Annotated in this window: 16 protein-coding genes; 8 read left to right on the forward strand and 8 right to left on the reverse strand. The window is 55.5% G+C overall.

The genetic code is table 11. From position 1 onward, the window contains the following. Positions 1-13: 13 nt before the first annotated feature. On the reverse strand, positions 14-1,258 hold the full coding sequence (locus ASN_RS12675; protein ID WP_058989323.1) for an MFS transporter: 1,245 nt from the start codon (positions 1,256-1,258) through the stop codon (positions 14-16). 423 nt (positions 1,259-1,681) lie between these two features. Between ASN_RS12675 and ASN_RS12685 the strand changes: the two genes are divergently transcribed. Together ASN_RS12685 and ASN_RS12690 are read left to right on the forward strand one after the other, a co-directional pair. Further along, positions 1,682-2,530 (forward strand): ABC transporter ATP-binding protein, encoded by an 849-nt coding sequence (locus tag ASN_RS12685; protein ID WP_058988393.1) that lies wholly within the window; start codon positions 1,682-1,684, stop codon positions 2,528-2,530. Next, on the forward strand, positions 2,527-4,092 hold the full coding sequence (locus ASN_RS12690; protein ID WP_058988394.1) for a hypothetical protein: 1,566 nt from the start codon (positions 2,527-2,529) through the stop codon (positions 4,090-4,092). The genes ASN_RS12685 and ASN_RS12690 overlap by 4 nt, the downstream gene beginning before the upstream one ends. Before the next feature lie 180 nt (positions 4,093-4,272). On the opposite strand, the gene ASN_RS12695 is transcribed toward ASN_RS12690, so the two are convergent. Both ASN_RS12695 and ASN_RS12700 read right to left on the reverse strand, forming a co-directional pair. Continuing rightward, positions 4,273-5,448, reverse strand: coding sequence for an acyltransferase family protein (locus ASN_RS12695; RefSeq protein ID WP_058988395.1), 1,176 nt, complete (start codon positions 5,446-5,448; stop codon positions 4,273-4,275). 130 nt (positions 5,449-5,578) lie between these two features. Then, on the reverse strand, positions 5,579-5,959 hold the full coding sequence (locus tag ASN_RS12700; RefSeq protein ID WP_058988396.1) for a group III truncated hemoglobin: 381 nt from the start codon (positions 5,957-5,959) through the stop codon (positions 5,579-5,581). Positions 5,960-6,252: 293 nt separating this feature from the next. Between ASN_RS12700 and ASN_RS12705 the strand changes: the two genes are divergently transcribed. From ASN_RS12705 to ASN_RS19990, 5 genes are all read left to right on the forward strand, one after another. Then, the gene (locus ASN_RS12705) at positions 6,253-7,218 is read left to right on the forward strand and encodes a thiamine pyrophosphate-dependent dehydrogenase E1 component subunit alpha (RefSeq protein WP_006558106.1); all 966 of its coding nucleotides are present in this window, start codon (positions 6,253-6,255) and stop codon (positions 7,216-7,218) included. A 107-nt stretch (positions 7,219-7,325) separates the two neighbouring features. Further along, positions 7,326-8,354 (forward strand): alpha-ketoacid dehydrogenase subunit beta, encoded by a 1,029-nt coding sequence (locus ASN_RS12710; RefSeq protein ID WP_058988397.1) that lies wholly within the window; start codon positions 7,326-7,328, stop codon positions 8,352-8,354. Positions 8,355-8,357: 3 nt separating this feature from the next. Continuing rightward, the gene (locus tag ASN_RS12715) at positions 8,358-9,497 is read left to right on the forward strand and encodes an acetoin dehydrogenase dihydrolipoyllysine-residue acetyltransferase subunit (RefSeq protein WP_058988398.1); all 1,140 of its coding nucleotides are present in this window, start codon (positions 8,358-8,360) and stop codon (positions 9,495-9,497) included. Positions 9,498-9,909: 412 nt separating this feature from the next. Beyond that, positions 9,910-10,386, forward strand: coding sequence for an Hsp20/alpha crystallin family protein (locus ASN_RS12725; RefSeq protein WP_006558110.1), 477 nt, complete (start codon positions 9,910-9,912; stop codon positions 10,384-10,386). Positions 10,387-10,399: 13 nt separating this feature from the next. After that, positions 10,400-10,576 carry a hypothetical protein gene (locus tag ASN_RS19990; RefSeq protein WP_006558111.1) on the forward strand — a complete coding sequence of 59 codons (177 nt, stop codon included), beginning with the start codon at positions 10,400-10,402 and terminating at the stop codon, positions 10,574-10,576. A 158-nt stretch (positions 10,577-10,734) separates the two neighbouring features. Here the strand turns inward: ASN_RS19990 and ASN_RS12730 are convergent, their stop codons facing one another. The 3 genes from ASN_RS12730 to ASN_RS12740 form a co-directional block, all read right to left on the reverse strand. After that, the gene (locus ASN_RS12730; RefSeq protein WP_006558112.1) at positions 10,735-12,021 is read right to left on the reverse strand and encodes an NAD(P)/FAD-dependent oxidoreductase; all 1,287 of its coding nucleotides are present in this window, start codon (positions 12,019-12,021) and stop codon (positions 10,735-10,737) included. A 120-nt stretch (positions 12,022-12,141) separates the two neighbouring features. Further along, positions 12,142-13,194, reverse strand: coding sequence for a WD40 repeat domain-containing protein (locus ASN_RS12735; RefSeq protein ID WP_006558113.1), 1,053 nt, complete (start codon positions 13,192-13,194; stop codon positions 12,142-12,144). After that, positions 13,191-14,183, reverse strand: a complete 993-nt coding sequence (locus ASN_RS12740) for a CobW family GTP-binding protein (protein WP_035377991.1) — start codon at positions 14,181-14,183, stop codon at positions 13,191-13,193. Before ASN_RS12740 ends, ASN_RS12735 begins: the two co-directional genes overlap by 4 nt. 319 nt (positions 14,184-14,502) lie before the next feature. Here ASN_RS12740 and ASN_RS12745 point away from each other — a divergent pair, with 319 nt between their 5' ends. Then, positions 14,503-16,446: a Hint domain-containing protein gene (locus tag ASN_RS12745; protein WP_058988400.1), complete on the forward strand. Its 1,944-nt coding sequence runs from the start codon at positions 14,503-14,505 to the stop codon at positions 16,444-16,446. A 99-nt stretch (positions 16,447-16,545) separates the two neighbouring features. On the opposite strand, the gene ASN_RS12750 is transcribed toward ASN_RS12745, so the two are convergent. Both ASN_RS12750 and ASN_RS12760 read right to left on the reverse strand, forming a co-directional pair. Beyond that, entirely contained in the window at positions 16,546-17,919 is a 1,374-nt protein-coding gene (locus ASN_RS12750) for a chloride channel protein (RefSeq protein WP_058988401.1), read from the reverse strand. A 429-nt stretch (positions 17,920-18,348) separates the two neighbouring features. Beyond that, complete coding sequence (locus ASN_RS12760) at positions 18,349-19,290, reverse strand: cation diffusion facilitator family transporter (protein WP_082666682.1); 942 nt, start codon at positions 19,288-19,290, stop codon at positions 18,349-18,351. Between the last annotated feature and the right edge of the window lie 45 nt (positions 19,291-19,335).

Raw genomic sequence — 19,335 nt, forward strand, 5'->3', positions numbered from 1 at the left:
ATAGGGTTCGGCCTTACATTTCAGTTCGTGTCTGCGGGTGGAGCTTGGCGTTCAGAAGTGTGAGCACGAGCACGACTAATGCGGCCATGCCTACTGTGAGCATCAGGGCTGGGGCCAGGCCCCGGCCTAGAATACGGCCAATTTCTGTTTGCAGGAGGGCATTGCTGGCGGCCAGCAGATTGCCACACTGGTAGGCAAGGCCCGGGAAGGTGGCCCGTACGGAGGCTGGGGAAAGTTCGCTGAGATACGCGGGCACTACGCCCCAGGCCCCCTGAATGCAGAACTGGATGCACATTGCTCCGACAGCCAGCCAGATGGCGGATTGCGGTAAGGTCCACAGGGGCAGCAGCGGAATGGTCAGCAAAGCGGCAAGGGCAATGGCATATTGCCGCCCGATACGCTGGGACAGAAAGCCAAAGAAGAGGCCACCCGCAATGGCTGCCACATTATACAGCACCACAATCAGGGTGATGGAAGGGGGCGCGATATGCCGCTCCAGCGCCAGAAAGACCTTGGGATACAGATCTTGTGAGCCGTGGCTCATGAAATTGAAGCCCGCCATTAAAGTAACGGCAAAAACGCAAAGGGCCGCATTCTGGCGCATAATCGACCCAAGCCCCTGATGAGCCTGGACGGTGCTGGCGGGCGCTTTCTGGCGGGCCAGCCAGTCCGGGCTTTCCGGCACACGGATCCAGATATAGAGCGCGGAGAAAACGGCGCTTCCTCCCAGAACGAACAAGCCGCGCCAGCCTATCAGTGGCAGCGTAAGAAAGAGAATGGAGGCCAGAAGATACCCGGCGGGATAGCCCGCCTGTAGGATGCCAGACGCTGTGCCGCGCCATGATGCGGGTACGCTTTCCATGATCAGGGATGTTCCAACGCCCCATTCACCGCCCAGAGCGATGCCGAACAGGGCGCGCAGCAGCAGGAATATCCATAATGTGGGAGAGAAAGCGGAGAGCACTTCAATAACGGAATAAACCAGAATGGTGATGATCATCACTGGTTTGCGGCCGTATTTGTCGGCCGCGCGGCCACACAGAAAAGCCCCGATAGGGCGTGTCATCAAAGTGAGTGTCGGGGCCAGCAGAACGCTTTCCAGCGATGTGCTGAAGCTGTGGGCCACGTTGTCCAGCGTGAAGAGCACAAGAAAGAAGTCACACGCATCAAGCATCCACGCCAGGAAGGACGCCGCAACCACGTGCCGGGCGGTTGCGCGTGCCTCCGGTGTGAGTTGCTCGGCAGAGGTGGATGGCATTTCAGGCTGAGAGGCAGGAAGAGTCATGGGCTTGTATCCGTTTCTTGCACCATTCTGTGTGTCATGAACGGGAAGAGCGTTCTATCGGCCCCCGGCATCACGAATAGGATAGAGAGGAGGCAGAAAGCGTTTTGAGCCGTCACGCCTGCGTGAGACGGAGAAAATGAGGAGCGGGAAGAGTTTTTTTCTTTCTGGGCAGAGAAGCGGCATGTTTCACGAGAAACGATGAAAACCCATTTCATCATAGAAATGATATGTGCGTTTTTATGGTTTTACGGTGGGCTTATAGCGAAGAAAGGGGAGAGGAAAGGCGAAGAAGGATAGCGCGGAATTTCTGAAAAATTCTTTGTTTCATCAAACTCTTGACGGCTTTCAGATCAGTCCGGCACCATCAGGTTTGACATACCGCAATGGAGCACACGCGTGTCAGAGCCTGTTTTACCGTTGGAAATTACGCATCTTGTCAAAGAGTTCAGCACAAAGCGGGCGCTGAATGATTTCAATCTGACACTGGCGCAGGGCGAAATAGCGGCTCTGTTGGGGCCGAACGGTGCGGGCAAGACCACGCTGATTGGTTGTCTGCTGGGGTTTCTTTCAGCCGATGCCGGGCAAATCCGCCTGTTTGGTGAGGATGTAAATTCCCTCACGCCGCAAGTGCGCAACCGTATAGGGTTCGTGCCGCAAACCCTGACAGGATTTACATGGTTCAGGGTGGGGGAACTGCTGACCTATCTGGCCGGGTATCGGCCCGCCGACACGCCTCAGGATGATCGGTGGCTGGAATGGGCGGCACTGGACCCTACCGCGCGTATCAAATCCCTCTCGGGTGGGGAAAGGCAACGCCTGGCCATTGTTCTGGCGCTCCGCTTCCGGCCTGACCTGATTGTGCTGGATGAACCCGTCGCCAGTCTGGACCCTCAGGCACGGCATGATTTTATGCGCCTGCTGCCGGAATATGCGCACCAGCATGGTGCTACGGTCCTGATTTCCTCTCATATCATCTCTGATCTTGAAAATATCTGTGATCGCTTTGTCATCATGCGGCGCGGGCAGATTGTGCTGGATGTGTCTGAAGCCGTATTGCAGGGGCAGGTGCGGCACCTGTCCGCATTGCCACGGCCCGAGTGGGGAGTGCATGTACTGGCACCCGCAGAAGATGGCGGGGTGTGGGTTTCTGGCTGGCAACCGGGTCTGGATGATGCCGCCTTGGGGCAGGGCGTGGCCGTGCAGCAGCCGGATGTGGAAACCCTGTTTCTGGCGCTGTCACGATGAAAAATATCCTGCATGCGTTGCGGCTGTATGCCACGCCCATCTTCTGGCGGGAAAACTATACTTTACTTACCGGCCTGTTATGGACGGGCGTGGCGTTGTTCATCGCCTTTACCGATCACTCCGCCACGCATTGGCAGAATGGTCTGTTCAAATTGCCGCAATCCTTTGGCACATGGTGGTGGCTTGGCTTGCAGGCAGCCATTACCGGGGTGGCATGCCAGTATTGGCGGCAGGTGAGGAGCCCCCTTGCCAGCATGACGCCGGGCATGATTGAGGCTGAATACGGGGCCGCGCTGCTTGTTCTGGCGGCGGTGGTGCTTTTGCTGGCGGTTCCTCTGCTTCGTCTTGGTGCACCGTTTTTGAACGTGCTGGCGCAGGAAGCCATCTGTCTGGCGTTGGGCGTAAGCGGCGATATGACCGGCCCTAAAAACCTGCGCAAGCCCGTTCGCTGGTTGCGAATGTTCATGGTGTTTGTGTTGTTTGTCGCCTTCATGTTTCCGCAGGCGCAGGAGCGTATTCTATCAGCACCATGGTATGTGGCGGCGGGACTTCTGGCGGTAGGGCTTGCCCTGACCGTGATCGAACTTAGTCATCGGCCTCAGCCTGTGGCTCTGCCAGGAGGGGACGCATTAACAGCCGCATCGACCAGTTATGAAAACAGGCGGAAAGTCCTTCAGGCGGCCAAGGCACGGTTCCCAGCATCCCGCCCGCAAGGAGGGCTTGCCGAAAGAGGATTTGTTGCGGAGGGAGCATCTGGAGCTGGCTACGGGGGTGGGGCTTCTCCTGCCATACAGTCCGGTGCGATCAAACCCTCAAGTGATGTGCAGGCTGGCAGCGGGATCATGCGCCTGATGCAGTGGCAGTTTCCATGGTTGCGCAAGCCGCCCGTGCCCAACACCATGGTTACGCCGGGGCCTGCCGGGTTTCTGGCAAGCAGTGTGGTTGTTCTGATTGCTCTTTTTATCATGAACGTAGTTTTTGAAGCCTTCCAGACAGGCGGCATGCTGCATTGGGCCGCTATCAGAAAATCCATGCTGATGGCACCGCAGATGATCTGCATGATTTCGGCCAATGGTCTGGCGTCATGGATGCTGGTGCGGGCGGACTGGCCTTTTCTGCTCAATCTGGCAGGTTACGGCACACGGGCGGACTTTGCGCGTGCACTTTATACCACACACGCCAAACGGGCGGTGCAGACAGCAGCACTGGCGGCGCTGTTCTGCGCGCCGTTGGGCATTGCGTTTGGGGCTGAGAAGTGGGCAGAACTACCTTTGTGCATGGGGGCAATTTTTTCAGTCATGGTGGGGGCCAGTTACCTGCCCAGCCTGCCTTTGCTCTTTACCCGACAAACACGCCCCGGTGTTATTCATGTCTTCAATCTTCTGGGCAGTTTTGTCTGTGTGCAGTTGGGCGTTACCCTGCTGTTTACCGAACATTCGCTACCCGAATGGTTGTGGGGGCTTCTGTTCGTGGGGCTTCCCTTTTCTGCGATCATGGCATGGTTGGCCCCACGTGCGCTGGCACGGGTAGATTGGCCTATTGAACCCTTGGCAGCCCCGTAATGCAGGCCATCATCCTGCTTTTCTACTGAAGCAGGATGATGGAAACTGTGACGGCAGATTGCCGCCTGGCAGAGAGTATGACTGTCGGTCAAGCGGTCTTGTGGCGTCTCAGTGATCTGGCCATGAGCGCCGATGCGCGGCATCGGGCGTTCAAACCATTCCCTTCAAATTTATCAGTTTTCAATTGCCATTTTTGGTGGCTGCGCGTTTCAAGCGCGCCCTGAGTGTCTGGTTAAGGGGCTCGGCAAAGAAGCGTCCAATCAAACTGGAAACACCACAGGACGCAGCGAAGAAAACGGCCAGCATCATCAGCCGATCAGGCCCGGTAGCGCTGATGGTGCTGGCAGGCAGAATGGTGCGTAAAAGCCCCAGAATAATCAGATGGAACAGGTAAAGTTCGTAACTCAGGCGGCCAGTCCATTCCACAGTGCGTAATAACCGCACGTGGGAGATGAAGCGCCCCTCCGCATGCGGAACAGAGGCTATCAGCAGCAGGGCTGTGCCAAGCGCCATGGCGGATACGCCCCAGATGTTGGTTCCCCCAATTGAGCGATAGAGGTAAAGCGTTATCATACCCGCAAGGACGACAGGCTGGAGGATGCGGGCCAGTTGTTCATTCAGCTGCCATCTGGAGGCCAGAACGGCGGCGATGCAGCCAATGGCGATGCCATCAAAAGAGGCAAAATAAGCGAACAGAAAACCGGATTCATCATTCTGATGGGCCATGCGGTAGAACGGACCAATCAGGGCGATCAGGGCCCAGAAGACCAGAAGGAATGGCAGCCTGCGCAGCAGAAGAGCCACAAATGGAAAGGTGATGTAAAACACTTCTTCCACCGAGAGAGACCACAGAACACCCAATGCGTAATTGGTCCAGCCATGGTGGGCAATAAACACATTTGTGCTGAAGGTAAGGGCGGCAAGGTTGGCGCGTATCATGGCGGCCAGTGGTGACATGCCGGGGATATGTGTGGCGAAAATGGGCAGGCCTGCCAGCGCCAGAGCATTTACCACACACAGGAGCAGAAGCAGGCAGGGCACAATGCGTGCTATGCGAAAGGCGTAGAAAGACCGGGCATCCAGCGCGGCAAGGCTTCCCCACCGGGCCAGCGCGTTGCCGGTGATCAGAAAGCCGGAAATGACAAAAAAGAGCGTTACGCCATAATTGCCGTTGCGGGCGACGGCACGCACGCCGTCAGGCGTAAGCAGCATGGCAAGTGAGGAATGGTTGAGCGGGTAGGCGATGCAGAAATGGTGAAACAGCACCAGCAGAATGGCGACGCCCCTTAGCAGATCAATTCGCCTGTTGCGCTGCCGGGGCGGGGGTGAGAGGGCCTCGGAACCTGTAGGGTGCATACGGGGTGTATCCGGCAGTAGGAATGTGCCGGAGGGTTAACGGGTTTTCATGGTGAAAATGGGGCTGAACCCCGCAGATTTTCAGGAAAAGAGCCTCACTGTTCCTGATGATGTGGCGGGGCAGACCACGCTACACGCCACCTTGAAAGGACATGGCGCGCTGGAAGCTGTTGCCGACGCATTCGGCCCGGTTTTGTAATAGCGCAGCAGCCTCCGGCGTAAGGAGTTCTGTGGTGGTCTGGCGCCAGAGCGTCAGCCACCGCGTGAAGGCCTCAGGCGTCATGTGCTCGCGGTGCTTGAAATGGGCTGGCACCGGGCGGCCGTTATAGCCGGTGTTGCCATACAGAAGGGAGGCCCAGAAATGGAACAATGTGTCCTGATGAGCGTTCCAGTCGGAAATGGATGCGTTGAAGACGGGGCCAATCAAAGGGTCCTTGCGCACGCGCGCATAGAAGACGGCAATCAGCTTGCGGAGTGTGTCATCCGGAATGCGGGGAATGGGCGGCTGCATCTGTTGTCTCCGGCAAGGTGAGGCATTTTTCCTCACAAACTCTTTTCAGAAGTGTGGAAATTATAGCCGGGATGGGCTGCAAAAGTAAGGCGACGAGGTGGCTCCCATTCCTTCAATTCTCATGCCGAGGCCGGTTACGGAGTAACAAAAGTGTATCATAAAAATTAAGAAATTCACATATGCGTGAATCGCATGAATTGAGCTGACGTATGCGCAACGGTACGTAACATGGGGGCGTTGGCACTCTAACTTTCGGGTCATAACGCTCAATAATAAGGGGAAGGATCTCCACCATGCAGATTGCCAGAGAAACACTGCTTCAGTCGTATCGGGCCATGCGCACCATTCGCGCCTTTGAAGAACGGCTGCATGTGGAATTTGCCACAGGGGAAATTCCCGGCTTCGTACATCTTTACTGTGGGGAGGAAGCGTCCGCAGTAGGCGTGTGTGCGCATCTGACGGATAATGACACCATTGCCAGCACACACCGCGGCCACGGGCATTGCATTGCCAAGGGCGTGGATGTTGGCGGCATGATGGCTGAAATCTACGGCCGCCAGACGGGCGTGTGCCGGGGCAAGGGGGGCTCCATGCATATTGCGGATCTCTCCAAGGGTATGCTGGGCGCCAATGGGATTGTAGGTGGCGGCCCGCCGCTGATCTGCGGTGCGGCCCTTTCCCATAAAATTCTGAAAGATAATGGCGTGGCGATTGCCTTTTATGGAGATGGCGCTTCAAACGAGGGCTTTACCCTTGAAAGCCTCAATCTGGCCAGTGTGTGGAAACTGCCAGCCGTGTTTGTGGTGGAAGATAACGGATACGGTGAAGCCACAGGTGCGTCTTACGCATGTTCAGGCACACAGAAAGACCGCGCCGCCGGGTTTGGTATGCCTTACATGGAATGTGACGGCACGGATTTCTTTGCCGTGTATGAAACAGCACGTGAAGCCGTTGACTATGCCCGTTCAGGCAAGGGGCCGGTGATGCTGCATGTGCATCTCAGCCGGTGGTATGGGCATTTTGAAGGCGATGCCATGAGCTATCGCGCTGCTGGTGAAGTGGCGGAAGAAAAAGAAAATCATGATTGCCTGAAGCATTTCCGTGAGCGGGTGACATCTGCCGGGCTGCTGGAAGCCAGCGCGCTGGATGACATTGATGCAGCCGTGGCGGATGAAGTTGAAAGCTCCGTGATTGCCGCCAAGGCAGCACCATGGCCGGAAGACTCAGCCCTGATGGCTGATGTGTATGTGAAATACTGAGCCCCACCTGGCAAACAGAAACAGAGCCGGCTGGCAGCACATTATAAACGCAGTAAGCAGTTATAGCATTATTGTGCGGCCCGGCAGGACAGAAGGACGAAAAGACAATGAGTAAAAAGAGTTTTCGTCAGGCCATTAATGAAGCCCTGCGGCAGGAAATGCGGCGTGATCCGCGCGTGATCCTGATGGGGGAAGATGTGGCTGGCGGCCGAGGCGGCACATCCGGCGTGAAGGATGCGTGGGGTGGCGTGCTGGGGGTAACCAAGGGTCTCCTGACCGAATTTGGGGAAGACCGTGTGCTGGATACCCCGATCTCGGAAGCCTCCTACATTGGGGCCGCCGCAGGTGCTGCGGCAACGGGCCTGCGCCCGGTGGCAGAACTGATGTTTGTTGATTTTATCGGGTCCTGTCTGGATCAGGTGCTTAATCAGGCAGCCAAATTCCGGTACATGTTTGGCGGCAAGGCCCGCACGCCCATGGTTATCCGTGCCATGTATGGCGCCGGGTTCAATGCGGCCGCGCAGCACAGCCAGTCCCTTTATCCGCTGTTTACGCATATTCCGGGACTGAAAGTGGTTATTCCTTCCTCGCCGTATGAGGCCAAGGGGCTGCTGATTGAAGCCATCCGTGATGATGATCCGGTCATCTTCCTTGAAAACAAGGTGATGTATGATGATGAGGAAGATGTTCCTGATGAATCCTACACCATCCCGTTTGGGGAGGCGAACCTGACGCGCGAAGGGGAGGATGTGACCATTGTGGCCATTGGTCGCATGGTTGGCATGGCGAATGAAGCTGCGGATCGGCTGGAAAAACAGGGTATTACCTGTACCGTGATCGACCCGCGCACCACATCCCCGTTTGATGAAGACACCATTCTGGAATGTGTGGAAGAAACGGGCCGCCTTGTGGTGGTGGATGAATCCAGCCCACGCTGCAACATGGCCTGCGATATTTCAGCCCTTGTGGCGGAACGTGCCTTTGGGGCGCTGAAAGCTCCGATTATGCGGGTTGTGCCACCACATACGCCAGTGCCATTTTCTACACCGCTTGAAAAACTCTATATGCCCAGTGCAGAAAAAATTGAAGCTGCTGTGAAAAACGTCATGAAACAGCATGCGCGTGAGGTTGCCTGAACCATGACAAATACCATTGTACCCCTGACAATGCCCAAATTCGGTCTGGCCATGACAGAAGGCAAACTTGCCTCCTGGCTGGTGGAACCGGGGCAGAGCGTGAAGCAGGGTGATGAACTGGCTGATATTGAAACCAGCAAGATTACCAGCGGATATGAAAGCCCCACGGCAGGGGTGCTGCGCAAGCAGGTGGCACCAGCCGGTGAAACGCTGCCCGTTGGTGCGCTGATTGGCGTATTGGCTGACCCTGCTGTGTCTGATGCGGATATCGAGGCTTTTGTGACCCGTTTCCAGGCAGAACAGAGCACGGGTGAAGAAGCGGAGGGAGCAAACTCTGCCGACACGGAACCGCATCAGGTGCAGGCTGGTGAGTATAGTCTGAACGTGCGCGATGTCGGGACCGGAGATGACCTGCCGCTTCTGCTCATTCATGGGTTTGGCGGTGATATCAGCAACTGGCTTTTAACGCAGGATGCTCTTGCCTCTGGCCGCCGGGTGATAGCCTTTGATCTGCCCGGCCATGGTGCTTCGACCAAGGCGGTGAAGGACGGTTCTCTTGTTGGTCTGGCGCGCGCTGTGGGGGATCTGCTGGAGGCACTCTCCATTCCCAAGGCGCATGTTATGGGGCACTCTCTGGGCGGGGGTATTGCGCTCACATTGCTGCGTGAGCACCCGGATAAAGTCGCTTCTCTTTCCCTGTTGGCGCCAGCCGGGCTGGAGAAGGCCGTGAACATGACGTTCATTACCGGCTTTATTGAAGCGGACCGGAACCGCGCCATGCAGCAGGAACTTGAAAAGCTGGTGCATGACAAAAGCCTGATAGGCCGGAAGATGGTGGATAGTGTCATGCGTGCCCGCCGTCTGGATGGGGCGCGTGACGCCCTGCGCACCATTGCTGCGGCCTGCTTCCCCAATGGGGAGCAGGGTGATGATCTGCGCCCTGTGCTGGATGCGGCGAAAGTGCCCGTACAGCTTTTCTGGGGAGAAGCCGATGAGGTGCTGCCTGTAGCAGGTGCCGATAATGTTCCTTCCTCTGTAAAGAAACATATTCTGCAGGGCGTGGGGCATCTGCCTCAGCTGGAAAAAGCATCAGAGGTCAATAATGAGACGGAAGAGTTCCTGAAGGAACGTGTGCCTGCTTGATTAGGGCACAGGAGGCATTCGGTCAGGATGCCTTCTTCGTCTTCACGGAAGGTCAGGTTGGAGACGGCAGAGTGAAAAACTCTGCCGTCTTTTTTGTGGAAGAGGAAGAACGGGAAGAGGCAACTGTCAGCGCGCGAGGGTCGTCATTGAAGCTGGTAGGGGGTGGAGGCGTACTATCCTCTTTTGCTGTACGGTGCCGTGGGTCTGGATGGGTGTTTTGATTTATTCATATAAATGGAAGAGTTTTTCATAAAACAATGAAGACCCATGCCATGCGATATACGCATTGCGGCGTTTCTGACTGTTCTCCGGATTAATTGATCTGGATCAAAGGAGAGTGAGCGGAAACACGAAATCATGCGCCCTGTTCAGAGGCTACGGATGGTAGCGCCTCTGGAAAGAGGAGGATGAGATGACGTATTCAGCAAATGGTCGTTCCCCTGTTGTGCGTGTTCCGGTTGGGAGCGTACGCGTGGCTGATCCGTTCACAGCGCTCCAGCGCCAGATGAGCCGCCTGTTTGAAGATTACAAGGCACCCGATGCCAGTGCAGCGCACCGTTTTGGGGCAACTGACATTACAGAAACAGCAAAAGCCTATCAGATTGTTGCGGAAGTGCCTGGATGTTCCGAGGAAGATATCAAGCTTGGCACATCCAATGGTGTTTTGACAATCAGCGGTGAAAAGAAAAAGCCTGTCACGGAAGAGCCCGTGAAGCATCACGTCAGCGGGCGTCAGTTTGCAGCATTTGAGGAAACATTCACGCTTCCGGAAGATGTGGATGTGGAGAAGATTTCTGCCGCTCTCAAGCAGGGTGTGTTGACTATTACGTTGCCCAAAAAGGCAGAAAGCAAACCGGCTGAACGGCATATTGCCATCAAGGCCGAATAAGGACGAGTGGAAAATGACTGTAAAAGGCCGCAAGGTTGAAGTTTCTGGGACCCATTATACCATGCTGGGCACCGTCAATGACGGAGAGTGCAAGGTGCGGTTGAAAAACACCAAGGGAGAAGTTGTGGAAATGCTGTGCGAACACTTTATTGAAGGTTTGAATAAAGGTACAGCAAAGTATCTCGACTGAACTGATCCAGCCTGTTGGTAAAGACTCTCTAAAGAAAACCCCTGCGTGATGTGTTCGCGCAGGGGTTTCTTTTTATGGAACCATGCGGTTTGAAAAGCGCATGGTTGTAGAACACATAGTCATGAATGCTTCCTCGCCCGAATGGGGGAGGGGGTGCGTCAGTCCATTCGTACCGGCGGTCGCACAAATCCATCCAGCCAGTCTGTAAAGCAGGCAATCAGGCCGCGTGTCACACCGTATAGTTCAATCTGATGCTGGCGGTAGAGCGCTGTATGCCCCAGGCGCGCACTCAGGCCGCGTAGGGCTCCGCCGCCAAACGTTTTGCCATCAGCAAAAGCGCCCCAGCCGTTGTAGCTGCCAAGGGCGACAATGGCGCCCTTGTTATGGAATTTGAAGGGTGGCACCGGCTTCTGGTGCAAAATCCAGTCTGGCAGATATTTTGCCAGATGATGCGCTTCCTGCCGTGCAACCTGTGCCGTGGGCGGGAACGGATTTTCAGTAATGAAAGAGCAGTCCCCCACAGCAAAAATCCGATCATCCTGTGTGGTCTGGAGATTGGGTTTGACCACAAGCTGCCCGCCACGGGCACAGTCCAGACCATCCAGAACGCGGGTGACATCCGGTGCTTTCACCCCGGCGGCCCAGACACGGAACTGGGCATCCACGCGTGAGCCATCTTTGAGGATAAAGCCTTTCTCATCCACACCGGAGACCATGGCCCCCGTGCGGACGGAAATTTTCAGTGCTTCAAGCTGTTTACGGGCACCTTCCGATACATCTTCCGGGAAGGAAGGCAGGATACGCGGTCCGGCTTCCAGCAGCGTGACACGCATTTCTGGCGTCTGGGGCGTGAAGTTGTAGAGGGACCCCATCTCCAACGCCTTATGAAGTTCCGCCGCCAACTGCACGCCGGTCGCACCGCCGCCCACAATGGCAATATCAAGCGGTGTGCCGCGCCCGTAGGACTGGAGCAGCGCATGGCGGAAGCGTTCATTGAAGTTGTTCGCTTCAACCACGTTATCCAGAAAGATGCAGTGTTGTTCCACACCGGGGGTGCCAAAATCATTGGCGCGGCTGCCGATGGCAAAGATCAGGGCATCATAATCCAGATACCGTTCTTCCAGAATGACGTCTTCATCATCCTGCTCTACCAGCGGCGCGAGCGTGATGCGGCGGTTGGTGCGGTCCAGCCCGGCAATTTCGCCATAGCAGAAGCGGAAGCCATGCCCCGCCGCATGGGAGATGAAGGTTATGCGATCATTCTCGTTCCGGGCTGTGCCAGCGGCAAAGCAATGGAGCATGGGTTTCCAGACATGGGCAAAGCCTTTGTCCACCAGGGTAATATCCAGCTTGCCCGCACGGCCAAGGCTGTTGCCCAGGCGCGTGGCCAGAGCGAGCCCGGCAATACCGCCACCCACAATCACCAACCGAAACTGATCACTCATACCAAATTAACCCTCCATTGCTTCTCACCTATTTGGCGAGAAGCGGATAGACGCAACGCACTGCTTCTTGAGGTCACGCAAATGTTGTCTGCCAGACGCACACGGTCTGGCAGACCTGCGTCAGGCAGCGGCCAGATCGACCAGACCGATCAGTCCTTCTTCCGTGCCAAAACCCAGCATGCAGCCATCTGCGCTATAGGCCAGAGCACTTATGGGACCATTACCGCCCAAGGAGACTGGTAGCACTCGTTCCGTGGCAGGTTCAATCATAAGCACCGTACCATCGGCAAATCCTGCTGCAACAACTTCCTGCTCCGGGTGAAACGCCACACGGGTGCACAGCGCGCCACCGGCACCGGGCAGCTCCATTGGCGGTTTGCCCATGGGGCCACCGCCAAAGAACGGCCACATGACCACTACATCCGCCCCACTGGTGGCCAACCACTTACCGTTGGCCGAAAAAGAGAGCGAGCGGACTTTGGTGGGGTAGCCGCTCATGCGGATGTTGTGGCCATCAGACAGCCGCCACCCGTGCAGATCATTATCCTGCATGGCAGTCACCAACGCTTCGCCCTGCGGGTGCATGGCAATACCAATATGGCTGCCTTTCCATTCCAGCAGGCGCGGGTTGTTGCTCTTGGACTGCGTGTACCACAGCGAAGCGCCGTTATAGTGTGAGGCCGCAAGCCGCTTGCCCTTGGCGTCAAACGTGATGCCGGACACGGAGGAGGGATGCTCGAACGTTTTTAACACGGTGCGTCCGGTAGCGTCCCGCAGTTCAACCTGCTTGCCCATGGCGGCAGCAATGTAGGACGCTTTGCCGTCCACATAACTGAGCACATGCTCCACCCACCGGCGGCTTTTGCCCAGTTCCTCAATCTCCCCGTGCATGTCCAGACGGCACAGGCGCCCATCATCACCACCCGTTAAAAAACCATGCGGGTCGGTGTCGGGTGCTACGGAGAGGGCTGGGCCATCATGCACCGCATAGGTATTCCAGCTTGCCGCATCAGTCAGATCGCTCCGATGGGCGACAATCACATCCCCTTCGCCTGTGGTGAAGGCGAAGCGTTGATGATCGCGGGAGGCAGCGCAAGATGTGATATGGCCTTCCACCACGCGGGATGCGCCCCGTTTTTCAATCAGGCCACGCAGGGTCAGGGTCTCGCTCATGCTACGGCACAGCTTTCAAGCCCACGGCGGAGCTGGGGCCGGTTGAGGTTGCGGCCAATGAACACCAGACGGGATTCGCGGGGTTCACCTTCTTTCCATGGGCCGATGTTATTGCCATCCGCCATCATGTGCACGGCCTGAAAGGCAAAGCGGTCAGGCTGGCCCTCAAAATTCAGAATCCCCTTGGTGCGCAGAATGTCTGCTCCTTTTTCCTGAAGCAGTGCACCAATCCACATCTGGAATTTGCCTGCATCCAGCGGGGTCTTCACGGTCAGGGAAACGCTGCTCAGATCCTCTTCATGGTGGTGTTCCGGGTTTTCCAGAAAGTCCGGCATATGTTCCAGAACGCGCTGAAGATCAAAGCCACCGCGGTCCATAACGTCCGTCAGCTTCACGTTGCCTTTCTGGGCACGATGGATGGGGGCAATGGCATTGATGCTGCGCAGGGTGTCTTCCACCTGTTTCAACTGTGCATCATCTACCAGATCTGTCTTGTTCAGAATCATGACATCGGCAAATGCAATCTGCTGATGCGCTTCCGGACTTTCCTTCAGGGTTTGCAGGATATTCAGGGCATCCACCACCGTCACCACAGCATCCAGCCGCGTTTTGGCGCGTACGTCTTCATCCGCAAAGAAGGTCTGGGCCACGGGGGCGGGGTCTGCCAGGCCCGTGGTTTCAATAATAATGCCGTCAAACTTGCCACGGCGCTTCATCAAACCACCCAGAATACGGATCAGGTCTCCGCGCACGGTGCAGCAGATGCAGCCATTGTTCATCTCGAACACTTCTTCATCGGCATCGACCACAAGGTCATTATCCACACCGAGTTCACCGTATTCGTTAATCACAACAGCATATTTGCGGCCGTGTTCGGCGGTCAGAATATGGTTGAGCAGGGTGGTTTTGCCAGCACCCAGAAAACCCGTGAGCACGGTAACAGGAACAAGTGCGTCCTGAGTATCAGAAGGAAGGGGCGCATCAGACATGAATAACAGGGCCTCCGTTAACAGAAACAGGTGCCTCTCATATAGGGCGCGGTGCCGCATCACACCAGAGTAGGGAAGAAAGCTGCGTGACAGGGCGGAGGAAGGCGGCCTGTTTGCTGTGTAACCTGCGTTTTGCCGAGGCGCAGAAGAAGTAAAGAAAAAACGCGTTAGAAAAAATCAAAGCGAATCGCAATATTAGGGATTTCAGTAACGTTAAATTAATTATTTGGAATTATGTAACTCAAAGAAGAGGAGGCGGCTCCTTTGATAATTATCGACACATCATGAGTGACGTGTCCTGATAAAAGGGAATGGCAGCATGAGCAGCGCAGGAACTTATCATACATACGAAACGAACCCAGATGGAACTCCAGTTCTTGATGCCAATGGTAATAAAATCGTCGAAACGACGTGGACCATTACTGATGAGACTGGACTATTCGGGGCAAAAACAGGAAATTCAACTGTAACAATCAAAGATTCCTCAGGGGCGACAATCCAGACATTAACGGGTGTCCCTGATGGTGCTTTATTGCAGTATAATATTCAGACAGGCACGAACGCAAGTAATGGTAGCTTAGTGTCTGTTCTGGGGGGGCAGTGGGTATCTACCCCTGGTTCAAGTGGTACTATTAACTTTCTTATCGGATTAGCTTCTGTTCCCACCTTTACTATTGGTGGTACGACAGATATTAATTTTGCAATTAATGCGGCAACAGTATCTACAGTAAATATTTATGGCGGCATTGCATCATTCTCAGGTGGGATTGTTGCGGGTGCCCTTGCTGGTTCAAATATTAATATCGGTTATGGTGGCAAATACGACGGCTCGACCCAGCTTGTCAGTCTTCTTCAAGGCACGACTGTCAACTTTACAACTGGGGGCGGCACCCTTGTTCTGAACGGTGACCATAAGCTTCTTAATCTTTCTGGAACGTCAATTACTGGTTATGATCCTCAGTACGATACAATTGAGATCGACAATACGGTAGCGCCTGTTTCAGGTTATGTAATCTCTGGTTCAGGAACATCTCGTACCATTACCCTTCAAGGAAGTGATGGTAATGATATTGCAAGTTATTCTGTGACGATTGCAGATGGTGCTAATGTTCCTACAGGAACGTATAATAATTCTGTAAATTCACAAGATTTGGCAACAAATCCCCTTAAAATTACTTATGCAAACGGCAATACTTATATCGGTGCCTGCTTCCTCTCTGACTCCATGATCCGCACTCCTGAAGGGGATGTTGCTGTTCAGGATATTCAGGTGGGAGACAGTGTTGTTGCTTATGTGGATGGGCAGCAGGTGGTTCGGAAAGTGGTGTGGGCTGGCAAGACGCGTGTTGCGGTCAAGGCTGGTCTGCCGGACGATGAAGCCGGGTATCCGGTGCGTATTCTGAAAGACGCGCTGGCGGAAGGTGTCCCCTACAAAGACATGCTGGTGACACCAGAACATTGCCTGTTCTTCAATGGTCTGTTTACGCCTGTGCGCATGCTGGTGAATGGTGCATCCATTTTCTATGATCACTCCATTACATCTTACGATTACTATCACATCGAAACCGAGCAGCATTCCGTTATTGTGGCGGATGGTGTGATGACGGAAAGCTATCTGGATACCGGCAACCGGGGTTCTTTCCGGCAGGAAGGCACTGTTGTCAGCCTCAATGCTGGCTCCCACAAGACCGTTCGTACATGGGCGGAAGATGCTGCTGCGCCACTGGTTGTGGCGCAGGCTGTTGTGGAACCTATTTTCCGCAAGATTGAAGCCCGCGCAAAGCATGCCGGAATTGAAGCTGTTACCCCCGCACGCGTTGTGACCAATGATGCTGACGTGCATCTGGTGACAGAAAACGGTGCTATCATTCGCAAGGCTCGTGAACAGAACGGCAAGGTGTTCTTCATGCTGCCGCCGGGTATTGATCGCGTCTGGTTGGTGTCTCGTACCAGCCGTCCGGCTGATACAATTGGTCCGTTTGTGGATGACCGGCGTCAGTTGGGTGTTCTGGTGAGCAACATGAGCCTGCAGGAAGGGGTCGGTGCTGCCCGCAATCTGGAAAACATCATGCAGGATGCAAACTTGCAGGGTTGGCATGGTGTGGACGCTGACCACAGCATGCGCTGGACAGCAGGGCATGCTGAAATTCCGCTGGTTGAGCGTACGCCGGGTGCGCTGGCCATGCTGAGTGTGCAGATTATTGCCGCTGGTCCCTACGTGCTGGAAGGCGAGCAGACGGAACAGAAAGTTGCCAGCCTGTAAAACCTGGTAACCGTTTCACACTAAAACAGAAAAGGGAGCTCTGTTAATGCAGAGCTCCCTTTTTGTTTGTAGACGCTTGTTCCATTCCAGAAGCTGAAATCAGCGCGCGGTATCCGTGGCTGTGGCGGGACGGGTGGACATACCGGGGCGTGGGTTGGCAGACCGCAGGAACTTGACCGCCAGTGCGCCGTAAAGGGCGTGGCTGCAAATGGCGCGGGAGACACCAAACGCCAGAAACGCGCTGGCCAGCAGAGCGAGAGTGACCTGCTGGTTGTCACACATTTCCATCACAATAACGGTTGCCGTTAGGGGAGATTGGGTGACAGCCGCGAAGTAGGCCGCCGTTCCCAGTAGCACAACTGCGCCCGGGGTGGTGTGGGGCAGGAACTGTGCAATCCAGCCGCCCATGCCTGCGCCCACGGAGAGAGAAGGGGCAAAAAGACCGCCCGGAATGCCGGAACAATAGGAAACAATGGTGGCAAGACATTTCAGCACAAAATAGGAGGCTGGGTAGTGCTCGTCCCCCATAATGATATCACGGGCCTGAAGGTAGCCTGTTCCGTAGGTCATGCCACCGGAGAGAAGACCAATAATGGCAAGCACCAGACCACACAGGGCGGCAAAGGTGATGGGCCGGGTGGCAACGAATTTTCCGAATTTGCCTGGAATGCCGCGTGAGATGCGGATGAGCAGGGCGGAGAACATGCCGCCGCTTACGCCGCCCATGATCCCGCATGCCAGAACCGCAAGCCAACTGATGCCAACTGGCACCACGGAATCTGTGTGGCCGAAATAGGTATAATTTCCCACCAGCGCGATGGCTGTCACACCGGCCAGAACCACGCAGGTGAGCATGGTGCCACTGGTGCGTTGTTCATAGGAATGGGCCAGTTCTTCAATACCAAATACAATTCCGGCCAATGGCGTGTTGAACGCGGCGGCAACCCCCGCTGCCCCGCCAGCCTTGATGAGCGCATGCTGGCGTGTAGGGTCATTAACACCAATAAACCGGCCGACCGTATGCATGATGGCAGCGCCGACCTGCACGGAGGGACCTTCTCGCCCGATGGATGCGCCGGAGAGAAGCCCAAGAGTGGTCAGAAAAATTTTGGCGATGGCGATTTTAAGGGAAAGAACACGGTCAACCACACGGAAATCGTGCAGATGCATGCAGGCAATGGCTTGAGGAATACCGCTTCCCTGCGCGCCTCTGAACCATTTGCGCGTCAGCCACGTGGAGAGCGCGAGCCCTCCTGGGGTGACAATCAGCATCAGCCAAGGGCTGAGGGCGATAATGTGGTTGCGCACATCAGCCGCCTTGTCCGCCAGCGCGGCGAAGGCAACGGCCACAATCCCCACCATGACGCCACCGGACCAGTAGATGAGCTTGCGCCGCCAGTTGACGGTGCCGGCTTTGGTCTGCTCACGGATATGGCGAAGATGAGCAGTGGTGACTGTCACGCTGGCGGGCATGAGACTATCCTGAAAGTCCGAGAAAATATTAGAAGCCTTGTAACACGCTCCTTTTGTGAAGAAAGCAAAGTCTTTCTTTATAATGGTTGTTCATGAGGGAAATGCATGGTGCCCGCCGTGACATGCGGTCAGAGAGGGGAATTTCGCTAATCATCGCAGAAAACAGCGCTCAAGAGGCGTTTGAAAAAGTCAGATGGGGAAGAGTTGTTGCGGCTGAACAACAGGAGGGGTCAAAGGCTTCCTGTCCGGACTTTTCTGTCAGGAGCAACATCAGTCGGTTATGATTCTGAAGTGACCGAAAAGGACGGGTTTTTTGAACCGTCCAGATGGACCTGACAGACCCTGCGAGGCCATAGGGGCGCACATCTGCCTCATATAGACGCTAGACGAACCGTCAGTCCGTTGGGAGAGACTGTTTTCAATCGCAACTTAAGCTTTGTTACTGACGGGTGTTTCGGGCCGGGGCCAGAACACAATCCCTTCATGTTTTGCCTTGTTGTCTGGCTCTACATGAATATGCACCAAGGTATTGCCCATCTTGCCACGCAGGGCGTTTTCAATCCGGTCACAGATCTCGTGCGCATCATGCACGCTCATGCTGCCGGGCACGACCAGGTGGAAATCAAGGAAGGTCATGGCTCCGACCACACGGGTACGGATATCATGCGCTTCTATGGCTCCGCGTCCGTTATCGGCAATGACTTCACGGATCTGATCCAGTGTCTCAGGGTCTGGAGCCTGATCCATTAGCCCTGCAATGGAGTCTTTCATCACGTTCCAGCCGACGCGGAGCACGTTCAGGGCAATCAGCCCTGCCAGCACGGCATCCAGCCGTACCCAGCCTGTCAGCGGAATTAGCAAAATACCGACCACCAACCCAACGCCTGTCCACACATCAGAAAGCACATGTTGGCCGCCTGCCACCAGAGCAGGGGAGCGGCGTGCGCGCCCTGCCTGAAGCATGGTCAGGCCCCAGCCCAGATTGACCAAGGTGGCAATGCCGTTCAGCGCCACACCTGCATAAGGAGCCAGTGCGGGATGAGGGTGTAACCACCCCTCCACAGCTTCCCGCCCGATAATGAACGCTGTCACCAGAACCAGTGTACCTTCCGCCACGGCGGAAAGATATTCGGCCTTGTAATGGCCATAGGTATGATTGTGGTCAGCCGGACGTTCAGACACAGCCAGAGCCCACAGTCCCCCGACCGCTGCGACCACGTTGATGATGGTTTCCACGGCATCGGAATACAGCGCCACGCTGCCGCTAACGGCCCATGCGGCGTATTTCAGCCCCAGCGCGACAAGACTGATAACAAGGCTGCACGCTGCAATGCCTTTGTTGCTTTCAGGAAGAGGGAGACGCAAGGTCAAAACAGGCGGAACCTTTTATGCGAAACGAGAACGGGAGCTGGTAGG

The sequence above is a fragment of the Acetobacter senegalensis genome (assembly GCF_001499615.1).
Taxonomy (GTDB): Bacteria; Pseudomonadota; Alphaproteobacteria; order Acetobacterales; family Acetobacteraceae; genus Acetobacter; species Acetobacter senegalensis.